Source organism: Citricoccus parietis (genome assembly GCF_042433045.1).
In the GTDB taxonomy this organism is placed as follows: Bacteria; Actinomycetota; Actinomycetes; order Actinomycetales; family Micrococcaceae; genus Citricoccus; species Citricoccus parietis.
In genome coordinates, this window is record NZ_JBHLWH010000045.1 from 1 (window position 1) to 22,912 (window position 22,912).

The following is a 22,912-nucleotide window of genomic DNA, read 5'->3' on the forward strand; positions in this document are numbered from 1 at the left end:
CCTCGAACGACACGATCCTCGCAACTCCCTAAAAGATAGGGTGTTGCGAGGATCGCTAGAGCCCGCCACGTGCATGCCGGGGCCCCTCTGTGTTGGACCTCAGGTGGGACTCGAGGTTACTTCGCGTCCTCGTCAGCCACCTTGTCCGCCACCAGGGTCTCGGTGGTCAGCACCAGCGCGGCGATGGACGCGGCGTTGAGCAGGGCGGAGCGGGTGACCTTGACCGGGTCGATGACACCGGCGGCCAGCAGGTCGCCGTACTCGCCGGTCTTGGCGTTGAAGCCGAAGTTCGGCTCCAGCTCCGCGACGCGCGAGGTGACGACGTAGCCGTCCTCACCGGCGTTCTGGGCGATCCAGCGCAGCGGCTCGACCAGGGCCCGGCGGACGATGCCGACGCCGGAGACGGCGTCACCGGACAGGGCCTTGATGGCCTCGTCCTCGTCCAGGGCGGTCAGGGCGTTGATCAGCGCGGTGCCGCCGCCGGCCACGATGCCCTCTTCGAGCGCCGCACGCGTGGAGGACACGGCGTCCTCGATGCGGTGCTTGGCCTCCTTCAGCTCGACCTCGGTGGCGGCGCCGACCTTGATGACGCCCACACCGCCGGCCAGCTTGGCCAGGCGCTCCTGCAGCTTCTCGCGGTCCCAGTCCGAATCGGTGTTCTCGATCTCGGAGCGGATCTGCGCGACGCGGCCGGCCACCTCGTCGGCAGAGCCTGCGCCCTCGACGATGGTGGTGTTGTCCTTGGTGACGGTCACGCGGCGGGCGGAACCGAGCACCTCGAGGCCGACCTGGTCCAGCTTCATGCCGAGGTCCGGGGAGACGACCTGCGCACCGGTGAGGGTGGCGATGTCCTGCATCATGGCCTTGCGGCGGTCACCGAAGCCCGGGGCCTTGACGGCCACGACGTTCAGGGTGCCGCGGATCTTGTTGACCACCAGCGTGGACAGGGCCTCGCCCTCGACGTCCTCGGCGATGATGAACAGCGGCTTGTTGGCCTGGAGGACCTTCTCCAGCAGCGGCAGGAACTCCTGCACGTTGGAGATCTTGCCGGAGTTCAGCAGGATGTAGGGGTTCTCCAGGACGGCTTCCTGGCGCTCGGCGTCGGTCACCATGTACGGGGACAGGTAGCCCTTGTCGAACTGCATGCCCTCGGTGATGACCAGCTCGGTGGAGGTGGTCGAGGACTCCTCGATGGTGATGACGCCGTCCGTGCCGACGGTGTCGAACGCGCGGGCCAGCAGCTCGCCGATCTCGTCCGACTGGGCGGAGATGGCGGCCACGGCGGCCACCTGGTTGCCGGAGACATCCACGGCGTTGGCGGCCAGGCGGGCGTCGATGGCCTGCACGGCGGTCTCGATGCCGCGCTTGATCTCGTTGGGGGCGGCACCGGCGGCCACCTGGCGCATGCCCTCGTTCACGAGGGCCTGGGCCAGCACGGTGGCGGTGGTGGTGCCGTCACCGGCCACGTCGTTGGTCTTGGTGGCCACTTCCTTGGCCAGCTGGGCGCCCATGTTCTCGTACGGGTCGTCCAGCTCGATGTCACGGGCAATCGTCACGCCATCGTTGGTGATGGTCGGGGCGCCCCAGGACTTGTCCAGGACCACGTTGCGGCCCTTGGGGCCGAGGGTGACCTTGACGGTGTCGGCCAACTTGTCGATGCCGGCCTGCAGTGCGCGGCGGGCCTCATCGTTGAAGGCAAGCTGCTTCGCCATGAACGAAGCTCCTTTCGTAAAGGAAATCTGCGAATTCCAATGAAAACTGCGGGGAAAAGCTCAAGGTGCGCGGCCGGCGTCGTGCGCTGGTTCGATCAGAACCACCACCGACGACGGCGGCACGGGACGCCCGCAGGCCCGGCCGGCTCAGGTGCCTGGCCGGGCCTGGGCGCGTCAACCGGGAGTCGGGACCGCGTTGCGGACCCCCACCCGGCAGGAAGTCACTTGGTGACGATGGCCAGCACGTCGCGGGCGGAGAGCACGAGGTACTCCTCGCCGCCGACCTTGACCTCGGTGCCGCCGTACTTGGAGTACAGGACCACGTCGCCCTCGGCCACGTCGACCGGGATGCGGTTGCCCTTGTCATCGATGCGGCCGGCGCCGACGGCCACGACCTGGCCCTCCTGCGGCTTCTCCTTGGCGGTGTCCGGGATCACCAGGCCGGAAGCGGTGGTCTGCTCGGCTTCCAACGGACGGACAACAATACGATCCTCAAGGGGCTTGATAGAGACAGACACGTCTGTACTCTCCTTCTTTTGGGTGGGCCACCCGAGCGTGCGGGCAGCCAGCGTCTATGGATGGTGTTGTGCGCCGGAGGCTGGCCAACCGTCGTCGCGGGTGCCGGATGGCAGGTCCTTCAGGCTTAGCACCCGGTGCCCCGGAGTGCCAGAAATGACTCTAGGCCGGGTTTAGCACTCGGTCAAGGTGAGTGCCAGAACGTGTCCTGGGAGGCGATCAGCGCACGTGGGCCAGGATGCCAGTCTCCCGTACCAAGGTGGTCCAGACCGAGCCCGAGGGCTCCGCCAGCAAGCGCATGGACCCGTCGTGGCCCTGGCCGATGTGATACTGCCCGGCCGAACCGGCATTAAGCCAGCTCAGCTCCCGTTCGAGCCCCGGCATGATCACGCGCCAGGCGAACCACGGCTGCTCCCACATCCGCAGCATCGGCTCGTCGGCTCCGTCCGGCGGGGGTACACCCCGGCCCTGCTCGAGGCGACGCTCGAACAGGTCCATGGGGATGCGGTCGATCGTGGACATCACGGTCCACGCCGGGCCGACGCCTGCCCACGCCGCCATGGCCAAGGGCAGGGACTCCTCACGGATGACATCGACGCAGACGAAGCCGTCCGGAATTGCCGTGGTTTCGTCCCCCTGCACCCACTGTGCGTGGGAGGCCCGCGATGCCACCGTCACTCCCCCGCCGCCCAGCCAGGCGTCGAACTGGGTGGACGCCTGGAGGTGGACGCCCTCGATCCGGATGGACTGGCGGGCCAGGGACAGCGGTAGGACCATCAGCCGGAAGCCCTCCCTCAGTTCACCGTCTGGCTCCATCAGGCCCGCCGCCACCAGTTCGGCCCCGGCCCGCGGTGCCGCCAGCAGGTCCATCTTGCCGATGCGTTCCCGTCCGGCATGGTGGATGGCGAAACGGAAGGTGTCGTCAGACAGGACCGGTCCCACCGGGCGGTAGGGCTGTGCTCCGGAGACCCGGTCAAGGGATTCCGCGTCCAGTCCGGACCGAGCGGCCAGGAACCCGTCCCGCGGTGGTTCGGCGAGCGGCTCGGGCATGGCCGCCGCCCCGGACTGCAGCTCGGTGATCACAGTGTGGTCCAAGACGGCATGGAACAGCGGTTCGATGTCCTCCACCTGCTCCACCGTGCACTGGGCGGTGATCTCCACGCCGTGCGTTCCGGCCAGCAGGAGCCAGCGTTCGGCGACGATGGTGACGGTGCCGGCGTCGTAGGCATAGACCTGACCGCGGGCCGGAAGTCCACCGACCTCGCCACGGTCGTGCGCCAGCAAGCGGGCACCCGGGAGGCCGCCGATGACGCCGGCGATGCCCTGGGCTCCGAGGGCGGGCAGGGAGGCCGACGTCGGCTCAGACCGGACGACGATGGTCGGGTGGAAGGCCTCGGCCGCCAGGAACGGATGGCGCAGCACCACCATCTCCTGGGACCGGTGGGGCTGCTCCACCTGTTCCCAGTCCGGCGGGCAGGGCAGGTCGGCCGCACCGAGGCGGACGCGGGGCCAGGATGTCGGGGCGGGGCTATTCGGTGCCGTCATCGGGTGTCCACGGTTTCTTCTTCATCTCATTCCACTCGGTGTGCTTGGTGTCCACCCCGAGCCGGCCGTGCAGCGCTCCCCCGGGCTTCATGGCCTGGGAGAACTTGTCCTCGCCGCGTGCCATCCGGCGCTTCTGTTCCCGGATCCACTGTGGCAGGAGAAAATTCGGGAGCCAGAACATGCCGATGATCCCGAGGGCCAGGCTCAGGAACGTGACGGCCGCAGCCAGGAGGAAGAGGATCGGCGGCAGGGACTCGCCGATCAACGGCAGATACAGAGCGAGTAGCATGAACACACCGATGTACCCCCCGGCCAGTCCCGGCCACCCCGGGAAGAACGACTTCAGCATCAGCCAGGCCCGGTACTTGCCGGTATAGGCCAGGATCCCGCTGACCACGAGAAGGATCCCCAACGCGGTGCCGAAGAGGTACGCCGGTAGGTTGTCTTCCATTCCCCTCACAGTACCTTTCCGGCCCGTGGCCTGTGGTGCTCAGCCAAAGATGGAGTTCCAGGCATCTCCGATGGCGTCCTTGGCATCCCCGGCGAGGTCGCTACCGGTGTCCCACAGCCATTGGGTCCCGTCCTTGATGGCGTCGTTGAGCCCGAACTCCTCGGCCGCCCAGCCGATGAGGAAGCCGGCCCCGAAGCCCACCACCGTGCCGATGGGACCGCCGATGAAGGTGCCGATCGTGGCACCGGCCGCACCGTAGCCGATGTCCAGCCCCACCTGGGTGGTGCCCTGGACGTTGCGCATCTCGCGGGCCCGGGCCTCGATCTCATCCTGAGACCAGTCCGGGTGTTCGGCGGACACCTCCTCCAGCGCCTTCTGGTATTCGGAGTTGTAGGCGAGACCGGCGGTGACCAGGGTCGCGACCGGGCCTGCCACCCTCAGGGTACGGGTCCAGTTATTGCCGTGGGCCAACGCCTCCTTGAAGTCCACGAGCCGGCCCTTGGCGTCCCAGAACCGCGGGCCGTCCGTGGTGTACAGGTCCGGCCGCAGGTCCACCTTCTCCTGGTAACGCGGAATATTCTCATAGGCCCAGGGGTTGACCGGGGTCTTCATCATGGCCCACTCGGTCCGCGCCCCCGTGTGGGTCACGGTCCGCGTCTCATAGCGGTAGCCGGAGACTTCCCGTGAGGTGACGAAGGGCGCCCGGGTGACGTTGCCGTCCGAATCGGCCACCCAGTTGGCGGTCGGGGCCGTGGTGCTGTAGTCCCACACCGGGAACTGGTGGCGTTCCACCACGTCGTAATTGAAGGTCACCCGTTCGTACTCGGTGAGGGCGACCAGCGCGACGCCATCACTGGCCGTTGGCTGCGGCAGCCACCCATCGTCGATCACCGATTGGACGTCGATGCCCTCGAGGTGGGTCGAACAGTTCTCCGCCGCCAGCACCAGGTCCGCGACGATGGTGTTGATGTAGTTCTGGACACTGGTCTCGGTGTAGATGCCGTTCTCCGGCTCCTCGCCGTCCACCGAGAGCTCATCGTGCCGCTCGATGCGCGAGTACGCCGTGGTCCGGCGACTCTCCAGATCGCGGATGTCTGAGGCAAAGACGCCGATGTGGTCCTTGACCGCCGAGGCGACTCCCTCGACCACATCGCCGTGAGCGGTGACCACCTGGTAATACTCCTCGATGCGGCTCATGGTGGCGCTGTCATTCGAATGGAAGTGGTCCGTGATCGCGTTCCACTCACGCTCGCAGTCGTCCACGCCCTCCCGGAAACGGGTGGCCCGGGTCAAGACGTCCTCAGCGGCGGAATCGAGAGTGTCGGGGACCGGCCAGTCGGTCAGTCCGGTGGTGTCGAAAGCCATGTTATTCCTCCACCACCATGGCGTCATCGATCACCAGATCGGGCGACTGGCTCATGGTGGCCTGGGCCGATTCCAGCATGGTGCGGTTGCCGTCGCTGATCGCGTTGATGGCACCCTGCATCCCATTCGCACCGTTGTCGATCCGGGTCTCCGCTGCCTCTGCCTGCAGGGCCAGCATGTCGTTCCAGACGCTGCTCAGGGCCGAGACCACGCTGCGCATCTTGGCCGCATCGATCAGGGAGAGCATGGAGGTCTCCATCGAGTCGCGGAGACCGTTCAGTTCCTCGCGCTGGGTGCGGACGCTGGTCACGACTGCTAATGCCGCCGTCTCATCGACCTCGTAACCTTCGATAGCCACCTGCGGGATTCCTTCCGCTCATCCGCTCATCCACCCGTCTCTCCGGGCGTCCACCAATATATCGGGACGGCCACGGCTCGGCGATGGGGAGTTGTCCCCATCGGGAACCGCCCCGCCGCCGCGGGAGCCTGCTATGAGTCGGCGCCCTGCGGACACAGCGCGGCACCGCGCGATGGGCGTACCGCGGCCTATCCGTTCCGGCGGGCCCGGAAGATTCCGACGGCGGCCACGCACAGTCCCGCGAACGCGGCACCGAGCGCGATCAGCGGTCCGGCGAGGGGAACCCAGACCACGTCCCGGCGGATGGCATCCGCCGCCTCGGAATCGGAGAGCAAGTCCCCGCCGCCGAGCGTGAAGGTGCCGGCCACGAAGACCTGGGCGATCACGGTGACGATCAGCAGCAGTGCCGCCACCACGCCGACGGCCATGGAGGCATAGAGCAACACTTTGCACCAGAGCGGGGCCGAGGCCGCCTGCTGCGAGGCGCGGGAATCACGCCCGACGTCGGCCCGGCCCGTACCCGAGGCGAGGTCACCGAAGTGGTGGGGGCCGTCGTCGTACCCGTCCTGCCGGTCCTTGGTGTCCGGGTGCTCGTCCTCGAAGCGGCCGAAGAAGTCGAATCGCAGCTCACCGTCCCCGTCATGGTCCAGATCCGGCCGGTCCTGGTCCGGGCGCGCAGAGTGAGGCAACGGAGGGCGCGAGGCGGGACGGCTAGGCATGGTTCCAGCCTACCGGTGGGCCCGTGGCGGCGGGTGGACATGTGGACTGCCGGGCGGGGCCTGCCGGTACCGTGGATCCGTGGCTTCCTCCTCGCATGACTCTCGCTCCTCCCACTCCGCTCCAGGCGGTCCGGCTCGCGCCTCCGCTCTGGACTCCACGCAGGAGGACACGGCGCTCATGCCCGTGCTAACGCCGGAGGGGTGGGCGTTGCTGAACTCGCTGGAGGGGTACCGGGATTCCGAGGCCCTCGCACTGTCGACTCGTCTGCGGGGCGAGGGGCATGCACCGGAGCTGGTCTCGGCCGTGCTGACCCAGCTGAAGTTCCGTTCGAAGGCCGCGGCCAAGTTCGGGCCGTTCGCCGGGCACATGGTCTTCACGCGGGCCGGCCTGGAGCAGGCCACGCGGATGAACGTGGCCGCGTTGCACGCCGGGCGTTTCGCTGCCGCCGGGGTAGGTTCCGTGGCCGACCTGGGCTGCGGGATCGGCGCCGATTCCATGGCCCTGGCTGCACTCGACCTGGAGGTCACCGCCGTGGAGCGGGACGAGACCGTCGCCGCCGCCGCGACGATCAACCTCATGCCGTTCCCGAATGCGTCCGTGGTCTGCGCCGACGCCGAGGAGTGGCTGGCGGCGTTGGACGGGCCCGGTGGGGCGACCACCGGCACCAGCGCGCGGCCCGAGGGGTTCTGGCTCGACCCGGCCCGGCGCGTGGTGTCCTCGTCCGGCTCCTCCCGGGTGTTCGACCCCGAGTCCTTCTCCCCTCCCCTGTCCTTCGTGGAGCGGCTGGCGGACACGGGTGCGCCGGTGGGCGTGAAGCTCGGGCCGGCCTTGCCGCACGACTCCGTGCCGGTTGATTGCGAGGCACAGTGGGTGTCCGTGGACGGGTCTCTGACCGAGGCGGTGCTGTGGTTCAACGCGCTGGTCCGCCCGGGAGTCCGCCGGTCGGCGCTGGTCTTGGGTGGCGGCTCTGTGGCGGCCGGCGGTGATGGTGCGTCGGGAGCGGTGGGCGCGGGGCCGGCGTCGGGCGCTGAGGGTGCGCCGGCAGCGGGAGGCGCGGGGCCGGCGTCGGTCGCTGAAGGTGGCAGGTCTCCGGCTGAACTGTCCTCCGCCGAGGACTTCGGCGACTCCCCCGCAGTTCCCGTGGCCGGGCTCGAGGGACTGACGGGCTACCTCTACGAGCCCGATCCGGCCGTGATCCGGGCCGGCCTCGTCGCGGACCTGATCGACCGGGAGTTCACTGCCGTGGGCGGGCGGTTGCTGGACGAGCACATCGCGTACTTCTGCGCTGACGAGGCGCTGGACTCGCGGTTCGCGACGGGGTACCGGGTCCTGGAGGTCCTGCCGTACAAGGTCAAGGGGCTGCGTCGCTGGGTCAGGGAGCATGGCGTGACGCGGCTGGACATCAAGAAGCGCGGCGTGGATGTCACGCCCGAGGAGCTCCGCCGCCAGCTCATGTCTGGCCAGGGCAAGGGCAGCGGGCCGGGCAAGGGGGCCAAGGCGGCCGGCCACCACGCGACCCTGGTGCTGACCCGGATCGGCAAGGACCGCGTGGCCGTGGTGGTCGAGCCCCTGCCCCGTTGAACCCCACCATTGATCCCCTCCCCACCGCTGCCCCCAACCGTTGAGTCTGGAGGGATTCACTGAAATCGCGCCCTGGAGGTGATTCCCTCCAGACTCAAGCGGACGATCACGGGCCGTCAGACCGGGCCACCGCCCCCGCGGACCGAATCTCAAACGATGCCGAGCGCCTGACGGACCTCGCCGAGGAAGGCCTGCCACTGGTGGGACTCCAGGTCACGGCTGGTCAGCCTCAGCACGACCCACCCATCCTGATGCATGGTCCGGTCCCTTCCGATGTCCCGGTGCCATTGGTCCTTGTCGGCGCGGTGGTGGTCGCCCTCGTACTGGATGCAGACCTTGAGATCGATCCAGGCCAGGTCCGGCTGGATCGTCTTCCCCATGGACATCCGCAGGACGGGGTTGATGGTCGGTTCCGGCAGGCCCGCCTCCAGCAGCCGCGTCCTGACGAGGCTCTCCGGCCGTGAATCATGATGGGCGCGCAGGAGTTCTACGGCCTCACGGCACCGCACGATCCCCTTGACCTTGGGTCGGACCGCGATGGTCGCCTTGATTTCCTCCACGCTGCTCAGCGGATGAAGACCGGGCTCCCGTTGACCGGCGGGGCCGTTGCCCCGCTGCAACAGGCTGTCCCCGGTGGCCACAAGATCCTCGAAGGACATCCTGGTGCCGGCAAGGTCGACCCACGTCCACGCCGGCGAGGTCACCCGCACCCCCACACGGTCGAGGATCTTCACATGGGGTGGAAGCTGGTGCCCCTTGATCCCCTGACGCCAGGGCGGCCCGCCGTCCGTACGCCGCTTCGACAGATGGACCGGCGAGAATCCCGTGTTGCCCCAGGGCATCCACATCCCCCAGAGTGCGGCCGCCGTCTCGTGGGAGAACACCCCCTCCGGGTGGATGCCCTGGAGCAGTTTCAGGTAATGCGGCGAATCGGGCGGGGAGCCGGCGTGGCGCCAGATCGACTGGCTGACGGGGAGAACCCCAGGAGTGTGGAGGGCACGCCAGGGTAGAGACTGCTCCTGGAGGATCCGGGACGAGAAATACGATCCGGTCGACGCCGCGTGGAGTGGGTTCTGTGGTTCGGGCATGCCCCCAGGCTCGAACATCCCGCGGTGCTCAGGCCGCTCTCCCACCGCCGTGTGTGGACAGAACCGTCCGATCAGGGACCTGTGGAGTGATCCGGCGACACCGGGCCCGCCGCCACCCCGCGTTGAGTCTGGAGGGATTCACGGAAAACGGCCACATTCCGGTGAATCCCTCCAGACTCAACATCAGGGGAGGTCAGTAGTAGACGGCCAGGCGGCTCTTAGGCCCCTGGATCACCTTCACGGGGGTGGAGAACACACGCGTCAGCACCTCGTCGGTGACGATCTGCTCGGGCGTGCCGAACTCGGTGACCTTGCCGTCGTTCATGGCGAGGATCCAGTCGGCATAGCGGGAGGCGAAGTTGATGTCATGCAGCACGATCACCACGGTGCGCCCGAGCTCGTCGGCAGCACGGCGCAGCTGCTTCATCATCTGGACGGAGTGCTGCATGTCCAAGTTGTTCAGCGGCTCGTCCAGCAGCACGTAGTCGGTGTTCTGGGCCAACACCATGGCCACGTAGGCGCGTTGGCGCTGGCCGCCGGAGAGCTGATCCAGGTAGCGGTTCTCCAGCTTGTCCAGGTTGAGGAAGTCGATGGCCTCGGAGATGTACTTCTCGTCCTCCGCCGTCAGCCGCCCCTTGGAATAGGGGAACCGTCCGAAGCCCACCAGCTGCCGCACGGTCAGCCGCGTTACGAAGTGGTTCTCCTGACGCAGGATGGACAGGATCTTGGCCACGGCCTTGGACGGGGCGTTGACGATGTCCTGCCCGGCCACCTGGATCTGCCCGGCATCCACCTTGAGCAGCCGCCCGATCATGGTGAGGATGGTGGACTTGCCGGCACCGTTGGGGCCGACCAGTGCGGTGATGCCGCCTTGGGGCAATTCCACGGTGACGGGCCCGATCTGGGTCTCGTCGCCGTAGCTCTTCTGAACGCCGTCGAGTGTGATCACAGTCGGCCCTTTCGCATGATGACAATGAGGAACACGAGGCCGCCGACCAGCTCGATGATGATGGTCACGGCACCTTCCGCGTAGAAGATGTTCCGGAGGACGAAGTAGGCCACGGACAGGATCGTGTAGCCGATCAGCACGGCCACGGGCAGGATGAGCCGGTGGTCGTAGGTGTCCGTGAACTGGTAGGCCAGCGTCGCCACGAGGAAGCCGAGGAACGTCATCGGCCCCACGAGGGAGGTGGTCATGGCCATGAGGATGGCCACCAGGGTCAGCACGATCATGGTCTCGCGCTTGTGGTTCAGCCCCAGGTTGTTGGTGGCGTCCTGGCCCAGCGACATCACGTTCAGCCGCCGCGCCCGGATGAACAGCACGGCCGCACACACCACCACGATCGGGATGGCGTACGGCAGGTACTCGGTCTGGGCGTTGGAGATGTTGCCGAACAGCCGGGCGGTCAGCACGTCGAACTCGTTGGGGTCCAGCACGCGCTGCATGAACGTGGACAGCGCGCCCAGCCCACCGCCGAGCACCACGCCCACGAGCAGCATGATGTGCATGTTGCCGAAGCGCCCGGACAGCAGCCACGAGTACAGCAGCACCGCGAAGACCACCATGAGTCCGGCCTGCCGGAAGAACTGCGGCAGCCCGACCACCATGGTCACACCGGCCACACCGAAGAAGAACACGGCGGCAGTCTGCACCACCGTGTACAGGGACTCGAAGCCCATGATCGAGGGCGTGATGATGCGGTTGTTCGTGGCGGTCTGGAAGCTCACCGTCGCCACGGCCTGGCACACGGCGACCACCAGCATCACCACGATCGACTCCACACGCATGTTCGCGATGATCCAGAAGCCCTCGGATCCGGGCGGCATGGGGTTGTCCCACGCGAGGTTCCCGTAGGTCGCCAGCGCCGCGAGCACGAGCAGCCCGCCCACAAGCCAGAGGTAGCGACGGCGGTGCTTGGGCTCCCCGAACGGCCCGGACTGGCGCTGGGGCCGGCTTCGCTGCGCCGAACCCCCGGGCCCGACGCCGGCCGGTGCCTCGGCCGGCGCGGGACCCTGCGCTTCGGCCGGGTGAGTCACCGAACCGGTGGCCGGTGCGGTCAGGATCCGGCCGTCGGAGGAGGTGTTCTCAGACATGCTTGCGCCTCCTGACGAGCAGACCGATGAAGACGACGGCGCCCACCACCCCGAGGATCAGGGAGACGGGGACCTCGAAGGGCATGATGACCACGCGGCCGATGATGTCGCACACCGTGACCACCCAGATGCCCACGAGGCAGACCCAGGGCAGGTTGGTGCGCAGGTTGTCCCCGCGGAACATGGAGACCACGTTGGGCACGATCAGCCCGAGGAAGGGCAGGGCACCGATCACCACGGTGACCACGCCGGTGACGATCGCGATCATGGAGACGCCCGTCAGCAGCACCATGTTGTAGTTCAGGCCGACGTTGGTGGCGATGTCCTTGCCGAGGCCGGCCACGGTGAACCGGTCGGCCAGGAGGAAGATGAGGATGCCGACGGCCAGCACGATGAAGAGCAGCTCGTACCGGCCGCGCACCACCCCGGTGAAGGAGCCGGCGAACCAGATGCCCAGCTGCTGGAGCATGTCCGTCTGCAGGGCGAGGTAGGTGGAGACGGCCCCGACCACGGCGCCGAGCATGATGCCGATGATGGGCACGATCAGCGAGGACTTCAGCGTCACCCGCTGAAGGAAGAGGAAGAAGACCATGGTGCCGATGAAGGCGAAGAGGATCGAGCCGAGCATGCGGTCGAAGATCGTGGCGCTGGGGACCACCAGCATGGTCACGAGCAGCCCGAGGCCGGCCCACTCGGTGGTGCCCGTGGTGGTCGGCTCCACGAAGCGGTTCTGGGTCATCAGCTGCATGACGAGCCCGGACATGGCCATGGCCGCGCCGGCGAGCACCAGGGCGATGGTCCGTGGGACGCGGGTGATGAAGAACATCTCCCAGCCGCCCTCGGCGGTCGCGATGTCGTAGACGCCGACGAACAGCGAGGCGACGATCAGGCCCAGGGTCAGGACCACCCCGATGAGCAGCGGCCCCGCGGTGCGCCACGGCCGGCGGGCGGTTCCGCCGGCCTGTGGGTGCCGGCCGGATCCGCCGGCCTCCCGGGGCAGGCCGTCATGGCCCCCCGGGTGGACGGTCTGGTAGTCGGCGCCCAGTGGGGCCGTCTGGGCCTCCGGGTTCCGGTGTTCGTACGGTGCTGTCACTGGTGTCCCTGTCGGGGTCGGCCGGAGGTGGCGTTCCCTCGTCCTGCCGCAGCGGCCGGATGGCCCCGCGGCGTTTCACGGCTCAGCCCGGATGCGTCGGGCGGGCAGTTGAGCCCGCCCGTCACATCCGGGCCGAATGGTGTTGATCCCCTGGATGACGTGGCCGTTTCCGTGCCACGCCCGGAAGGATCAGGCGCCGAAGGCCTCGGCGAGCTCGGTGAGGAAGGTGGTGTAGTTCTGGATGTCCTCGTGCACGTAGAAGTCCTCCGGCAGGTAGACGATGTTGCCTTCCTTCACGGCGGTGACGTTCTGCAGTGCCTCGGAGCCCTCGATCAGCTCGGCGGCCGGCTGGTAGCCATCGGCGTCGGCGTCAGTGGTGGCGGCGTCTCGGTCCATGACCAGGAGCCAGTCCGGGTTGGCCTCGGCGATGGCCTCCACGGAGATGTCATCACCCTGGTGGTTGGTCGAGCCCTCGCGCTCCAGCGCCGGGGTCAGCCCGAGCATGTCGAACACCGGGCCGATGGCGCGGCCGGTGGACGGGGCGGCGTAGGAGAGGTCGCCTCCGGTGGCGATGAGCCCGACGACGGTCTGCTCGGCATCGTAGGCACCCTTGGCCTCTTCGATGGCCGCGTCGAAATCGGCGACCAGGGCCTCGGCCTCGGCCTGCTTGGCGAAGATGTCACCCAGCAGGGTGGTCTGGCGGCGCAGCTCGCTCTCCAGCGGCTCCCCCTCCACCACGTTGGTGTCGAGGAAGGCGGCGTCACCGATCAACGGCTTGATCGCCTCGGTCTGACCGGAGAAGCGCTGGCCGTTCAGGACCAGGTCCGGCTCGGCCTCGACGAAGCCCTCCATGTTGGGCTCTCGGTGGCTGCCCAGGTCGATGATCGAGTCGTCGGACGGGTAGTCCACGGTGCCCTCGTTCATCAGGCCCAGCGGGGCGGCGGACAGTTCCACGCCCCAGTCCTCGAGGGTGCGGAAGATGCGGTTGTCCGTGGCGATGATCGAATCGGCGGACTCGATGGTCACCTGGTTGCCGGCCATGTCCTCGATCTCCAGCGGGAAGGACTGCGCTTCAGCGCTGGCGCCGGCCGAGCCCGAGGCGCTCGAGGAGGCGGAGGCCGAGCTGTCGGTGGTCTCGGCTTCAGAACCGCCACCGCAGGCGGTCAGGGCGAGGGCGGCAGTGGTCACCAGGGCGGCCAGGCCGAGGCGTCGATTCGTGATCTGCATGCGAGTGGAACTCCTTGGGAAGTGCAGGGCTGCGAGCGCAGGCGTGGCGGGGACATCCTCGTCTCCGGCTCCTGCATTTGGTAAGCCTTACCTTAGACGATTAGGTCACGCACTCCGTCGCTTATTGCGGATACATGTCGAGAAGTGACGCAGATCTCACTCAGCATTCGGTCCCGGCGGGCCAGTCCCCCACCTGGACGGGCAACGCCCCGGGCGCCTCGGCCTCGCCGGTCAGGACGGCCACCAGCGCCTCGAATGCCCCGGGAGTGCGGCCGTACAGCGCGACCCTCGCGCCGCCGTCGGGCACCGAGGAGGTGGCCAGGCCGAACGGCGCGTCCAGGGCGACCACCACGTCCCCCTGCCCGGACCCGCGAGCGCTGCCGACGAGGGCCACCACGGGGCCGGCGCCCACCGTGAGCCCGGCGGCCTCAGCGGCTTCGGCCAGCCGGGCGCGGTCGATCTCGTTGCCGCCGCTGATCTGCAGGGAGTCCTCCACCAGCGGTGTGCCGCAGGCGCCGTCCACCACGGTGATGGCCGCCGCGGACAGGTCCCGGGAGACCTGCTCCGGGTCGGCCCCAGTCTCGTTTCCTGTCCCGTTATCAGCCCCGCCTTCTGTCCCGTTCCTTGTCCCATTCATGGTCCCGACGCCGGCCTGCTCCTTCTCCTCGTCCGTCGCCTCCTCGAGTTCCTGGGCCAGGTGATCCCGCCACATCAGCATGGTCACCACCCGCTCGGCGGCCTCGTCCAGGCGCTCGGCCGGGACCTCGCCGGCGTCCACCGCCTCGACCAGGGCGTCCCGGGCCCCCGGCAGGTCGGAGGGCATCGGCAGCAGGTCGGCGCCGGCCGCCAGCGCCCGGACCGGGGCCTCGTTCGCGCCGTAGCGTTCCACGAGGGCGCCCATGTTCAGTGCGTCGGTCACCACGACGCCGTCGTACGGCTCGGCGTCCGGCCGAGTGCCGTCCGCCGCGCCATCCGCCGCTCCGTCCACCGCACCATCCGCTTCGTCGTTTGCCGCACCATCCACGGCAGAATCGGGTACCGCGAGTCCGCGCAGGGCCTCATAAGCGGGAGCGGACACCGAGGACGGGACGTCCGGCTCCAGCTCGGGCACGATGACGTGCCCCATCATCACCATCGGGGTGTACTGGTCCCCGCCCAGCAACTCTTGGAACGGCAGCCAGTCACGGGATTCCAGGTCTGCCACGGAGGCGTCCTGCACGGGGGCGGTCACGTGGGAGTCGTCCGTGACGGAGCCGTGGCCCGGGAAGTGCTTCGGCGCGGGCAGCACCCCGGCATGCAGCAGACCGGCAGTGGCCGCGGTGCCGAGGGCGGACACGGTCTCCGGGTCGGAGGAGAAGGACCGCGCCCCGATGGCCGGATCGCCCGCGCCGATCGTCACATCCACGCTCGGCGCGAAGTCCAGGGTGAAACCCAGCTCCGCCAACTGGGCGCCCATCAGGGCGTGGCCGTCGGTGGCGAGCTGGGCTGCGGCGTCCTCGCCCTCGCCACCGTCCTCACCGTCGGCACCCTGCGCACCCGCCATCCCGGCGGCCGCGGCACCGTAGCTCATCGGCGTGGGCCACTCCGCCAGCGGCTCCTTGATCCGGGCCACCAGCCCGCCCTCCTGGTCCACGCTGATGATCCCGGTCCAGTCCCGGTTCGCACTCAGCGCCTCCTGGGTCTCGGCCAGTCGCGTCTTGAGGGCCTCCACGTCATGGGTGCCGTCCGCGGCCACCGGGACGGCGTCTCCCATGACGATGATCCCGCCCAGGTTCAGCTCCTCGATCGAGGCCGGATCGGTCCCCTCTGCCCCGAGCTGGCCGACCAGGACCTGCCCGGCCTTCTCGGCGGTGTCCATTCCGGCGACGGCGTCGGCCGCGGCCTCCTCCAGGTCCGCCGAAGGACCGTCCAGCGCCAGCTCCAGGGCGCTCGGTTCTGGTTGACCCGCACCCCCGGCACCCCCGGTGCCGTCCGTGCCGGAGCCGTGGGCCGGCGTCGTGCCTTCTCCGCTGCCGTCCGGGCCGGCGGGCGTGGTGCAGGAGGTGAGCGCCAGTGCTGCGGCCAGGACAGCGGTCAGGACAGCCGTGGGGGCAGCGGCGGACGGGCGCGGGCGGGATGAGGTCTTCACCTGACCATCGTAGGGATCCCTGCCAGGCCCTCAGCCCACCCCCCGCTCATCTCTCACCTGTCCCTCACCTGTCTGTCTGGCCGTGAGAGCCCTGTCTGGAGTTCTAGGATGAGTCCATGAACCTTCCCTTCGCACGGTCCGAACAGTCCACCCTGGGCCTCGAATGGGAGCTGGCACTGGTGGACGCCACCGACGGCACGCTGAAGCCGGTCGCGGACCAGGTGCTGGCCGGAGTCGCGGACCAGGCGGAGCTGCACCTCGGGCAGGAGCACCCGCACGTCAAGCCGGAGTTGCTGCTGAACACGGTGGAGCTCGTCACGGACGTGTGCCACTCGGTGTCCGAGGGGATCGGGCAGCTGCGCGACTCCGCCCGCACCGTCCAGCAGGTCACCGGACCCATGGGCGTGGAGCTGTACTGCCAGGGTTCGCACCCGTTCGCGGAGCCGACCCTGGAGCAGGTCACCCCGGCGGACCGCTACGGCAAGATGATCGACCGGACACAGTGGTGGGGCCGGCAGATGCTGATCTACGGGGTGCACGTGCACGTGGGCCTGGATGACGTGCGCAAGGCCATGCCCGTGGTGGACGGGCTCGTGAACTACGTGCCGCACTTTTTGGCGCTGTCCGCCTCCAGCCCCTTCTGGGCGGGCGTGGACACCGGCTACCAGTCCCAGCGGACCCTGATGTTCCAGCAGCTGCCGACGGCCGGACTGCCCTTCCAGTTCCGTGAGTGGTCCGGGTTCGAACAGTGCGTGGCGGACCTGACCAAGACCGGCGTGATCGACGACGTCACCGAGTGCCGCTGGGACGTGCGCGCCGTGCCGCGGCTGGGCACCGTGGAGATGCGCGTGTGCGACGGCGTGGCCACCCTCGAGGAGCTCGCCGCCATCGCCGCCCTGACCCAGTGCCTGGTGCAGGACTTCTCCGACACCCTGGAGGCCGGCGGCACCATCCCCACCATGCCGCCGTGGCACGTGCAGGAGAACAAGTGGAGGGCCGCCCGCTACGGCCAGGACGCCATCATCATCCTGGACGCGGCCGGCGAGGAGACCCTCGTCTCCGAGCACCTGCGCGCCGAGCTGGCCCGGCTGGCACCGGTGGCCGAGCGCCTCGGCTGCTCGGCCGAGCTGGCCGGCGTGGAGGACATCCTCGCCGGCGGCGGCGCGGCGGCGCACCAGCGGCGGGTGGCTGCGGCGGTGGAGACTGCCAGCGGTGCCGGTAGTGCGGAAGGTGCCGGGCCGGCGTCGGGCACGGGCGTGACGCACGACGACGGCGCTCCCCTCCGCGCGGTCGTCGCCGATGCGGTGGCCCGGACGCGGGTGTCGATCGAGGGTTAGGATGCCGTCTCGGGTCCCGTGCCCTGCAACAACTGACGCTGATAGGGGCCCGGGACGAAGCCCGCCAGATCGGGCATCAGCAAGGTGAAGAGCTGGGCTCCTTGGATCGGGCGCACCGTCACATCGTCAGCACCGGCGGGCGTCACCAGGTAGGTCCCCAGGGAACCGGCGTTCAGGATCATCAGAGGCAGGACGGACGCAGGAGTTCGAGAACGGTCTGACTCCACGAGCCATAGGCCGAACCCCTCGTGGGCCCATAGGTCTTGCCAGCGCTGATGACCGGCCAGGGGTGCTGGCAGCGTATACCCCGGGTCCATGGAGCGCCGGACCAGGTCACTGAGGGAGACCAGTTCCTGCTCGAGTCGGCCGGAGAAGGCTGGTACGACGCCCATGGCGCGGAACATCATCTCACCACCGCGAGTGGCCGAGACCGTTCCGATCCGAGCCGGCGACCACCCCTTCGGGACGACCACCACCGTGGCATCCGCCCGGCGTGAGAGTTCGAGCCGAACCTCCCGGCCCTCGCCGCTGAACGCTGTGAGACTAGCGGTGTCTTCGGGCCCCTGGAGGATTCTGGCCACCCGTGATGCCCACTGTCCCCAACGCAACCCGTCCGCGTCGGCCAAACCGAGCTCTGTGGCTTGGTGGGAGGCCTCGGAGTCCAGACGTCCCCAGGACTTGCCTTCGGGGTGATGGCGGAGCAACTCCAGCAGGGGATCCTGGATCACGGCCAACGGCACCGCATCCCATCCGTCCGACTCGGCGAAGCCATCCGAGGGGTCGCCGGTGGTGGCGGCTACCGGCCTGTCATCCACGCGCAGGAACTCGTCCTCGGGACCGCCCCGCGGCACGGCAGGCTCCCAGTCCTCGGGAATGCGCCCGACGAGGGTGTCCAGGATGCCGTCCATCAGGGGCAGGTCCTCCAGCCCCACGGTAGCGATGAGGCACAGGACCGGGTCGTGATTCCAGACATCCACCGTGGCCGAACCGGTACCGTCCGTGTCCGGCCAGAGCATCCAGCGGATCTCTGCCGCAGCCGAAGACTCGTGAACGGTGGAGACACGCAGGAATCGGAGCCCGAACCAAGCCCCCTCGCGCCAGTGGTCCGTACCAACGGGCCACGCATCGTGGCCTCGAGCACGGCGGAGGTCGAGGCGAGAGCCGATTCCCTGACCTTCGCCCCATCGGAACACCATGAGGGTCGGCCGAAGCGGCCGTCCTTCGACACGTGGGAGCATCGCCACGTCCATCCCGGGAAGAGCAATCGTGGTCCAGCGCGGTGGGAGGGACAGGGCCATCAGACGATGTCCCCTTCGGCGTACGCCTTCTGGCGCTCTTCCTCGGTCCAGGTCTCGTCGAAGGACTCGTCGATGACCGCCGTGGTCAACTGGCCACCACCCCAGGAGATCAGGGTGACGAGGAGCCAACCGGGCACACCGCCCACCCCCAGAGCAGTGACACCGGCAGCCGTTCCAGCGTCGACGGCGCCCGAGGCCATGAACGTCAAGATCTCCTGGGCAAGAACCCGGCGAGTCTGGGTGGTGACCTGTTCATCACTGAGGAGCGGGTTCTGTTCCGAGAACTCCTTCTCGAACTCCTTGGTGTTCCACCCGCTGGACACCAGACCCGTAATGACGGTGACGTTGACGTCGAAGAACTTCTTGCCGGCAGCATCCAGGCCGATGCTCTTGTACGCGGCGTCGAAGATCGCGCTCTTGGGCACGCCCTCGATCTTCCCACTGGCAACGTTGATACCCTGTGCCGCCAGGTACTCCACCATGTTCGGGGGATCCGCGAACGACGAACCGTCCGGGGCGGTGACATTGGTGAGTTCGATGTCGTTGTAGTCCTCGTCCTGGGCGATCGCCAGCTGGACCGCATAGGTCAGGTAGGGATCCTCCGCGGAGCCGGATCGGACCAGCTCGCCTGCCTCGTTGTAGGACCACTTCACGCCGTCGGCGTCCATGTAGTCGTAGGGCAGGTCTTCGAGCGGAACGGATTCGGCGATCTTCAGGTAGTCGGCCTCCGAGAGTCCGTCGATCCCGCCGAAGAAATGGCTTCCTTGGAGGAGCACCGAGAGTTCCTCGGGCGTTTCCACAATGTCCAGGGCCGTGGTCCGGTTGACATAAGCAAGCTTGGACAGCTCGTCCAGATCGATGGCTGATACCGCATCGGCCAGAGCGTTTCGGGCCTCTTCAATCGTCAGGTAGATGTCGATGGCCGTCTGCTGGTGCTCGTAACGCTCCTGGTCTAGGGCCTTGAGGTGTTCCGGAGGCGTCTGGCCGTGCTTCCGGACGTAGTCTTCCTCGTCCCATTCCCCGGTATAGACCTTGTTCTTGTCCCGGTCATACTCGTAGAGGCGGGTCAGCCAACCCCGAGCCCAGTAGTCATACGGCTCCTTCTTGCCCTGTTGCGTCTGGATGGCCGCGTCAAAGGTCGTTGCCGCAGAGGCGAAGATCTCGGCACCGTGTAGGAGTCCACCGAGTTTCTCGGCCACCGGCGTCATGGCTTCGAAGACCGTTTCCTTGTCAGCACCCCCGTAGACGTCCTTGAAGCGGGACCACTGGCGCACGACGTCCATGAGGACATCATGGGTATTGCGGACGGCTTCCATGGTGCTTTCCGCACCGACGACAACGCGAGAGGAGGGCGGTAGAGGAACAGCCCACGACACGAAGTTGTCATGCTCTTCAGGAAGGATGTTGTCAGGGACTGACGCCTCATGCCAACGTATGGTCTCGAATCTCATGGCACCTTATCCGTCATTGCCCTATTGGGCATCATGGGCGATGGCGAAGGGTTCGGGATTGTAGGAACCCGGTGTCTCGGCATCGGAAGGCGGCGTGAACTCCCATGCTCCGTTATCGGGATCCTCGGGGGTGGGCCTTGAGGTGTCCACCTCACCGTGTTCTCCCCCGGTGCGGAACTCCGGGTATACATGCTCCGCGCCGGCGGCATCAGCAGCCATCGCAGCATCCCCTGATGCGTAGTAGACAACCACGTCCCGCATGGCGTCGAGGAGGCTGCGAATGTCACTTTCGATTGATTCGTAGTGTGGAATCAACTGCTCATCATAAAATCGGTCGTAGGCAGCATTGGTCCGATTGGCGCTGTCCAAGACCTGGTCGGTCTCGTCCGTCCCGTAGGTCCCGGTGTCCACTGAGTCCTTGTCCACGTCCAGGCCAGTGAAATGCTTGTTGTCGTTGGAGAGGATCCCCTCAAGGTCATTGATGACCTGCTGGCATCCGTCCAGATCAATCCAGTAGGAACTCATGTGCGAGCGCCACCCTTCCTCGTCTCCTCCAGACTAGGAGGCCCCGGTAAGGGGCAACAATGGGGAGAACTCCCCATCCCCGCGCCGCTCAGGCCACCAGCGAGATGCTCTCCACCGGTTGGCCGGGGTCCGCCGCGAAGTCCAGGCTGGACGGTGCCACCCCGTCGGCCACGAGTTGTGCCCCGAGCGCGGCGACCATGGCCCCGTTGTCCGTGCAGAGCCGCACTGGCGGCACCGTCAGCCCGATCCCGGCGTCCGCGCATCGCTCGGCCAGCAGCGAGCGCAGCCGGGAGTTGGCGGCCACTCCCCCACCGAGCAGCAGGTGGGTGATGCCGTGCTCCGTGCAGGCGCGGACCGCCTTGGCGGTGATCACGTCCGCGACCGCCTCCTGGAAGGACGCGGCGATGTCCGCCGTCGGGATCTGTTCCTCCGGCACCCCGGCGGCCTCGAACTGCTCGACGCACCGGGCCACGGCGGTCTTCAGCCCGGAGAAGGACCAGTTGTGGCGGTGCTTGCCTGGCTCTTCCGCACTGCCCACGAACTTCGGAGCGCTGAGTCCTCGCGGGAAGCGGAAGGCCTTCGGATCGCCCTGCTGGGCCAGCCGGTCGATCACGGGTCCACCCGGGTAGCCGGCGCCCAGGAGCCGGGCGACCTTGTCATAGGCCTCGCCGGCGGCGTCGTCGATGGTGGAGCCGAGCAGCGTGACGTCCGTGGTGAGGCGGTTGACCTGCAGGATCTCGGTGTGCCCGCCGGAGACCAGCAGGGCACCGAGGCTCTCCGGGAGCCCGGTCGGTTCCGGGGAGAGCACGACGCCGGCCGGCCGGGCCCCGCTGGCGGCCGGCGGTACCGCGGTCCGCACCTCGTCCAGCACGCCCACGCCGACGTGGGCGACCAGGTGGTTGAGGCCGTAGAGCGGCTTGCCGGCGGCCAGGGCCAGGGCCTTCGCGCCGGCCACCCCGACCATCAGCGCGCCGGCCAGCCCGGGGCCGGAGGTCACGGCGATCGCGTCGAGATCGTCCAGGGTGACCCCGGCGGTGTCCAGGGCCTGCTGCAGGGTGGGGAGGAACTCCTCGAGGTGGGCTCGGGCCGCGATCTCGGGGATGACGCCTCCGAAGCGGACGTGCTCCTCCATGGAGGACGCCACGGCGTTGGCCAGGAGTTCGGTGCCGCGCACGATCCCGAAGCCGGTCTCGTCGCAGGAGGATTCGATGCCGAGGACGAGGGGTGCGGTGGAGGCAGGCATGCGCTCCATTCTACGAGCGCCCGGCTCCGCCTATCGCGAGATCGCTACACGTCGGGACACGCACCGGGCGGTTCGACAGTGACCGCTTCCATGAGGGGAGAGGCAGCCTCAGTCGCGGGGAACCGGGCACCACCGGAGGTCGACGGCCAGCTCACCGGCACCGAGGCCGGAGGCGAGGGCGGCGGCGGAGTCCACGGCCGGCGTCGGGAAGACCAGCTCGGCCGTCTCGGTCCAGGTGCCACAGGGCTGCAGCACGCGCCACGCACCCTCGGCCGAACACGGGGCCAGGACGGAGCCGACGCTGGCGAGCACCTCACCGGAGCCCAGCCGGACCAGCTCGGCGATCAGCCCGCTGACGCGCACGGTGCCGGGGCCCGAGATCACGGCGTCCTCGAGCACGCCGTGGACGTCCACGCTCACGCCGGCGGGGACGTCCAGCAGCCCGGAGACGGAGCCGAGAAGGGTGGTGGATTCCGCCGGGGTGCCGTCCAGGACGGTCACTCCACCCCAGGCGATCTCGGCGTTCTTCCACATGCTCTCCACGCTAGGGAGCACGCCGTACGCCCGCCACCGGCGGTGATGGGGACCTCTACCCATCGACAGATCAGACGATCCGTGCTATACGTCCTCAGAGGTCGGGGCCGGCGGTGTCCCACTCGCCAGCGTCGGAACCACCATAGACACCGACGGACCAGGATGCATAGTCGTTCAGGGCCACGATCTCCCGGTGCCAGGCGCGGCCGTCCTCCCCCTCGTACAGCCAGGCGGGGGCGCCCAGCTCCAGGGCGGACGCGGCGATCTGCGCCTGCGAGACGGTCTCGGACAGCGAGTACAGCTCGTGCACGCGGCGCCGGTAGCGCTGCGTCCGGCGGGCCAGGGCCAGCTCGCCGGCGCGGGTCTCACGGGCCGCGCGGTCGGACAGGGCCTCGGCCAGTTCCAGCAGCACCTCGTCCACCGCGTCCAGCGCGGAGTAGGGTCCGCGGTGGTCCGCACGGTACTGGCCGGCGATGTCCTGCCACGTCTCCGTGGTGCCGCCCGAGGCGCTGCCGGGGAACCCGCCGGAGACATCGTCAGGGGCAGGGAGGTCGTGCACCGTGGCCTCCTGGGGGTACTCGGTCCGCGTGCGGTTCATACTGCGGTTCATACCCTGTGACATGCGCAGACCTCCACGCTCAGCGGT

The 22,912-nt window shown here is 68.3% G+C and carries 21 protein-coding genes; 2 read left to right on the forward strand and 19 right to left on the reverse strand.

The features are described 5' to 3' along the window. Positions 1-116 precede the first annotated feature (116 nt). The 7 genes from groL to ACFFIO_RS15485 all read right to left on the reverse strand — a co-directional run bounded on the left by groL (position 117) and on the right by ACFFIO_RS15485 (position 6,666). On the reverse strand, positions 117-1,712 hold the full coding sequence (gene groL, locus ACFFIO_RS15455) for a chaperonin GroEL (protein ID WP_378043194.1): 1,596 nt from the start codon (positions 1,710-1,712) through the stop codon (positions 117-119). A gap of 221 nt (positions 1,713-1,933) precedes the next feature. Then, entirely contained in the window at positions 1,934-2,230 is a 297-nt protein-coding gene (groES, locus tag ACFFIO_RS15460) for a co-chaperone GroES (protein ID WP_115931766.1), read from the reverse strand. A 217-nt stretch (positions 2,231-2,447) separates the two neighbouring features. After that, a complete protein-coding gene (locus ACFFIO_RS15465; protein ID WP_378043195.1) occupies positions 2,448-3,773 on the reverse strand; it encodes a hypothetical protein in 1,326 nt (441 codons plus the stop codon). Further along, positions 3,757-4,224 carry a hypothetical protein gene (locus ACFFIO_RS15470; protein WP_378043197.1) on the reverse strand — a complete coding sequence of 156 codons (468 nt, stop codon included), beginning with the start codon at positions 4,222-4,224 and terminating at the stop codon, positions 3,757-3,759. Before ACFFIO_RS15470 ends, ACFFIO_RS15465 begins: the two co-directional genes overlap by 17 nt. A 39-nt stretch (positions 4,225-4,263) precedes the next feature. Beyond that, on the reverse strand, positions 4,264-5,589 hold the full coding sequence (locus tag ACFFIO_RS15475) for an HMG-box domain-containing protein (RefSeq protein WP_378043199.1): 1,326 nt from the start codon (positions 5,587-5,589) through the stop codon (positions 4,264-4,266). 1 nt (position 5,590) lies between these two features. Further along, positions 5,591-5,947: a hypothetical protein gene (locus tag ACFFIO_RS15480; RefSeq protein WP_378043201.1), complete on the reverse strand. Its 357-nt coding sequence runs from the start codon at positions 5,945-5,947 to the stop codon at positions 5,591-5,593. 188 nt (positions 5,948-6,135) lie between these two features. Then, complete coding sequence (locus ACFFIO_RS15485; protein WP_378043202.1) at positions 6,136-6,666, reverse strand: hypothetical protein; 531 nt, start codon at positions 6,664-6,666, stop codon at positions 6,136-6,138. A 178-nt stretch (positions 6,667-6,844) separates the two neighbouring features. On the opposite strand from ACFFIO_RS15485, the gene ACFFIO_RS15490 reads away from it, so the two are divergent. Beyond that, on the forward strand, positions 6,845-8,248 hold the full coding sequence (locus ACFFIO_RS15490) for a THUMP-like domain-containing protein (RefSeq protein ID WP_378043379.1): 1,404 nt from the start codon (positions 6,845-6,847) through the stop codon (positions 8,246-8,248). Between the two features lie 149 nt (positions 8,249-8,397). Here ACFFIO_RS15490 and ACFFIO_RS15495 read toward each other — a convergent pair whose 3' ends face one another. The 6 genes from ACFFIO_RS15495 to ACFFIO_RS15520 all read right to left on the reverse strand — a co-directional run bounded on the left by ACFFIO_RS15495 (position 8,398) and on the right by ACFFIO_RS15520 (position 15,878). After that, positions 8,398-9,336, reverse strand: a complete 939-nt coding sequence (locus ACFFIO_RS15495) for a hypothetical protein (protein ID WP_378043204.1) — start codon at positions 9,334-9,336, stop codon at positions 8,398-8,400. Between the two features lie 193 nt (positions 9,337-9,529). Further along, complete coding sequence (locus ACFFIO_RS15500) at positions 9,530-10,285, reverse strand: iron ABC transporter ATP-binding protein (protein WP_378043206.1); 756 nt, start codon at positions 10,283-10,285, stop codon at positions 9,530-9,532. Next, positions 10,282-11,430, reverse strand: a complete 1,149-nt coding sequence (locus ACFFIO_RS15505) for an iron chelate uptake ABC transporter family permease subunit (RefSeq protein ID WP_378043208.1) — start codon at positions 11,428-11,430, stop codon at positions 10,282-10,284. Before ACFFIO_RS15505 ends, ACFFIO_RS15500 begins: the two co-directional genes overlap by 4 nt. Continuing rightward, positions 11,423-12,349: an ABC transporter permease gene (locus tag ACFFIO_RS15510; RefSeq protein WP_378043380.1), complete on the reverse strand. Its 927-nt coding sequence runs from the start codon at positions 12,347-12,349 to the stop codon at positions 11,423-11,425. Before ACFFIO_RS15510 ends, ACFFIO_RS15505 begins: the two co-directional genes overlap by 8 nt. 363 nt (positions 12,350-12,712) lie before the next feature. Beyond that, positions 12,713-13,750 carry a siderophore ABC transporter substrate-binding protein gene (locus ACFFIO_RS15515; protein ID WP_378043209.1) on the reverse strand — a complete coding sequence of 346 codons (1,038 nt, stop codon included), beginning with the start codon at positions 13,748-13,750 and terminating at the stop codon, positions 12,713-12,715. A gap of 160 nt (positions 13,751-13,910) precedes the next feature. Further along, on the reverse strand, positions 13,911-15,878 hold the full coding sequence (locus ACFFIO_RS15520; protein WP_378043210.1) for a glycoside hydrolase family 3 N-terminal domain-containing protein: 1,968 nt from the start codon (positions 15,876-15,878) through the stop codon (positions 13,911-13,913). A gap of 116 nt (positions 15,879-15,994) precedes the next feature. Here ACFFIO_RS15520 and ACFFIO_RS15525 point away from each other — a divergent pair, with 116 nt between their 5' ends. Then, positions 15,995-17,215: a glutamate--cysteine ligase gene (locus ACFFIO_RS15525; protein WP_378043211.1), complete on the forward strand. Its 1,221-nt coding sequence runs from the start codon at positions 15,995-15,997 to the stop codon at positions 17,213-17,215. On the opposite strand, the gene ACFFIO_RS15530 is transcribed toward ACFFIO_RS15525, so the two are convergent. The 6 genes from ACFFIO_RS15530 to ACFFIO_RS15555 all read right to left on the reverse strand — a co-directional run bounded on the left by ACFFIO_RS15530 (position 17,212) and on the right by ACFFIO_RS15555 (position 22,888). Beyond that, positions 17,212-18,231, reverse strand: coding sequence for a hypothetical protein (locus ACFFIO_RS15530; protein ID WP_378043213.1), 1,020 nt, complete (start codon positions 18,229-18,231; stop codon positions 17,212-17,214). The genes ACFFIO_RS15525 and ACFFIO_RS15530 overlap by 4 nt on opposite strands. Before the next feature lie 281 nt (positions 18,232-18,512). Continuing rightward, complete coding sequence (locus ACFFIO_RS15535; RefSeq protein WP_378043214.1) at positions 18,513-19,829, reverse strand: hypothetical protein; 1,317 nt, start codon at positions 19,827-19,829, stop codon at positions 18,513-18,515. 156 nt (positions 19,830-19,985) lie between these two features. After that, on the reverse strand, positions 19,986-20,489 hold the full coding sequence (locus ACFFIO_RS15540) for a hypothetical protein (RefSeq protein ID WP_378043216.1): 504 nt from the start codon (positions 20,487-20,489) through the stop codon (positions 19,986-19,988). Positions 20,490-20,577: 88 nt separating this feature from the next. Continuing rightward, positions 20,578-21,732, reverse strand: a complete 1,155-nt coding sequence (gene tsaD / locus ACFFIO_RS15545) for a tRNA (adenosine(37)-N6)-threonylcarbamoyltransferase complex transferase subunit TsaD (protein ID WP_378043218.1) — start codon at positions 21,730-21,732, stop codon at positions 20,578-20,580. 108 nt (positions 21,733-21,840) lie between these two features. Further along, positions 21,841-22,266: a hypothetical protein gene (locus tag ACFFIO_RS15550; RefSeq protein WP_378043220.1), complete on the reverse strand. Its 426-nt coding sequence runs from the start codon at positions 22,264-22,266 to the stop codon at positions 21,841-21,843. Between the two features lie 94 nt (positions 22,267-22,360). Further along, complete coding sequence (locus ACFFIO_RS15555) at positions 22,361-22,888, reverse strand: hypothetical protein (protein WP_378043221.1); 528 nt, start codon at positions 22,886-22,888, stop codon at positions 22,361-22,363. Between the last annotated feature and the right edge of the window lie 24 nt (positions 22,889-22,912).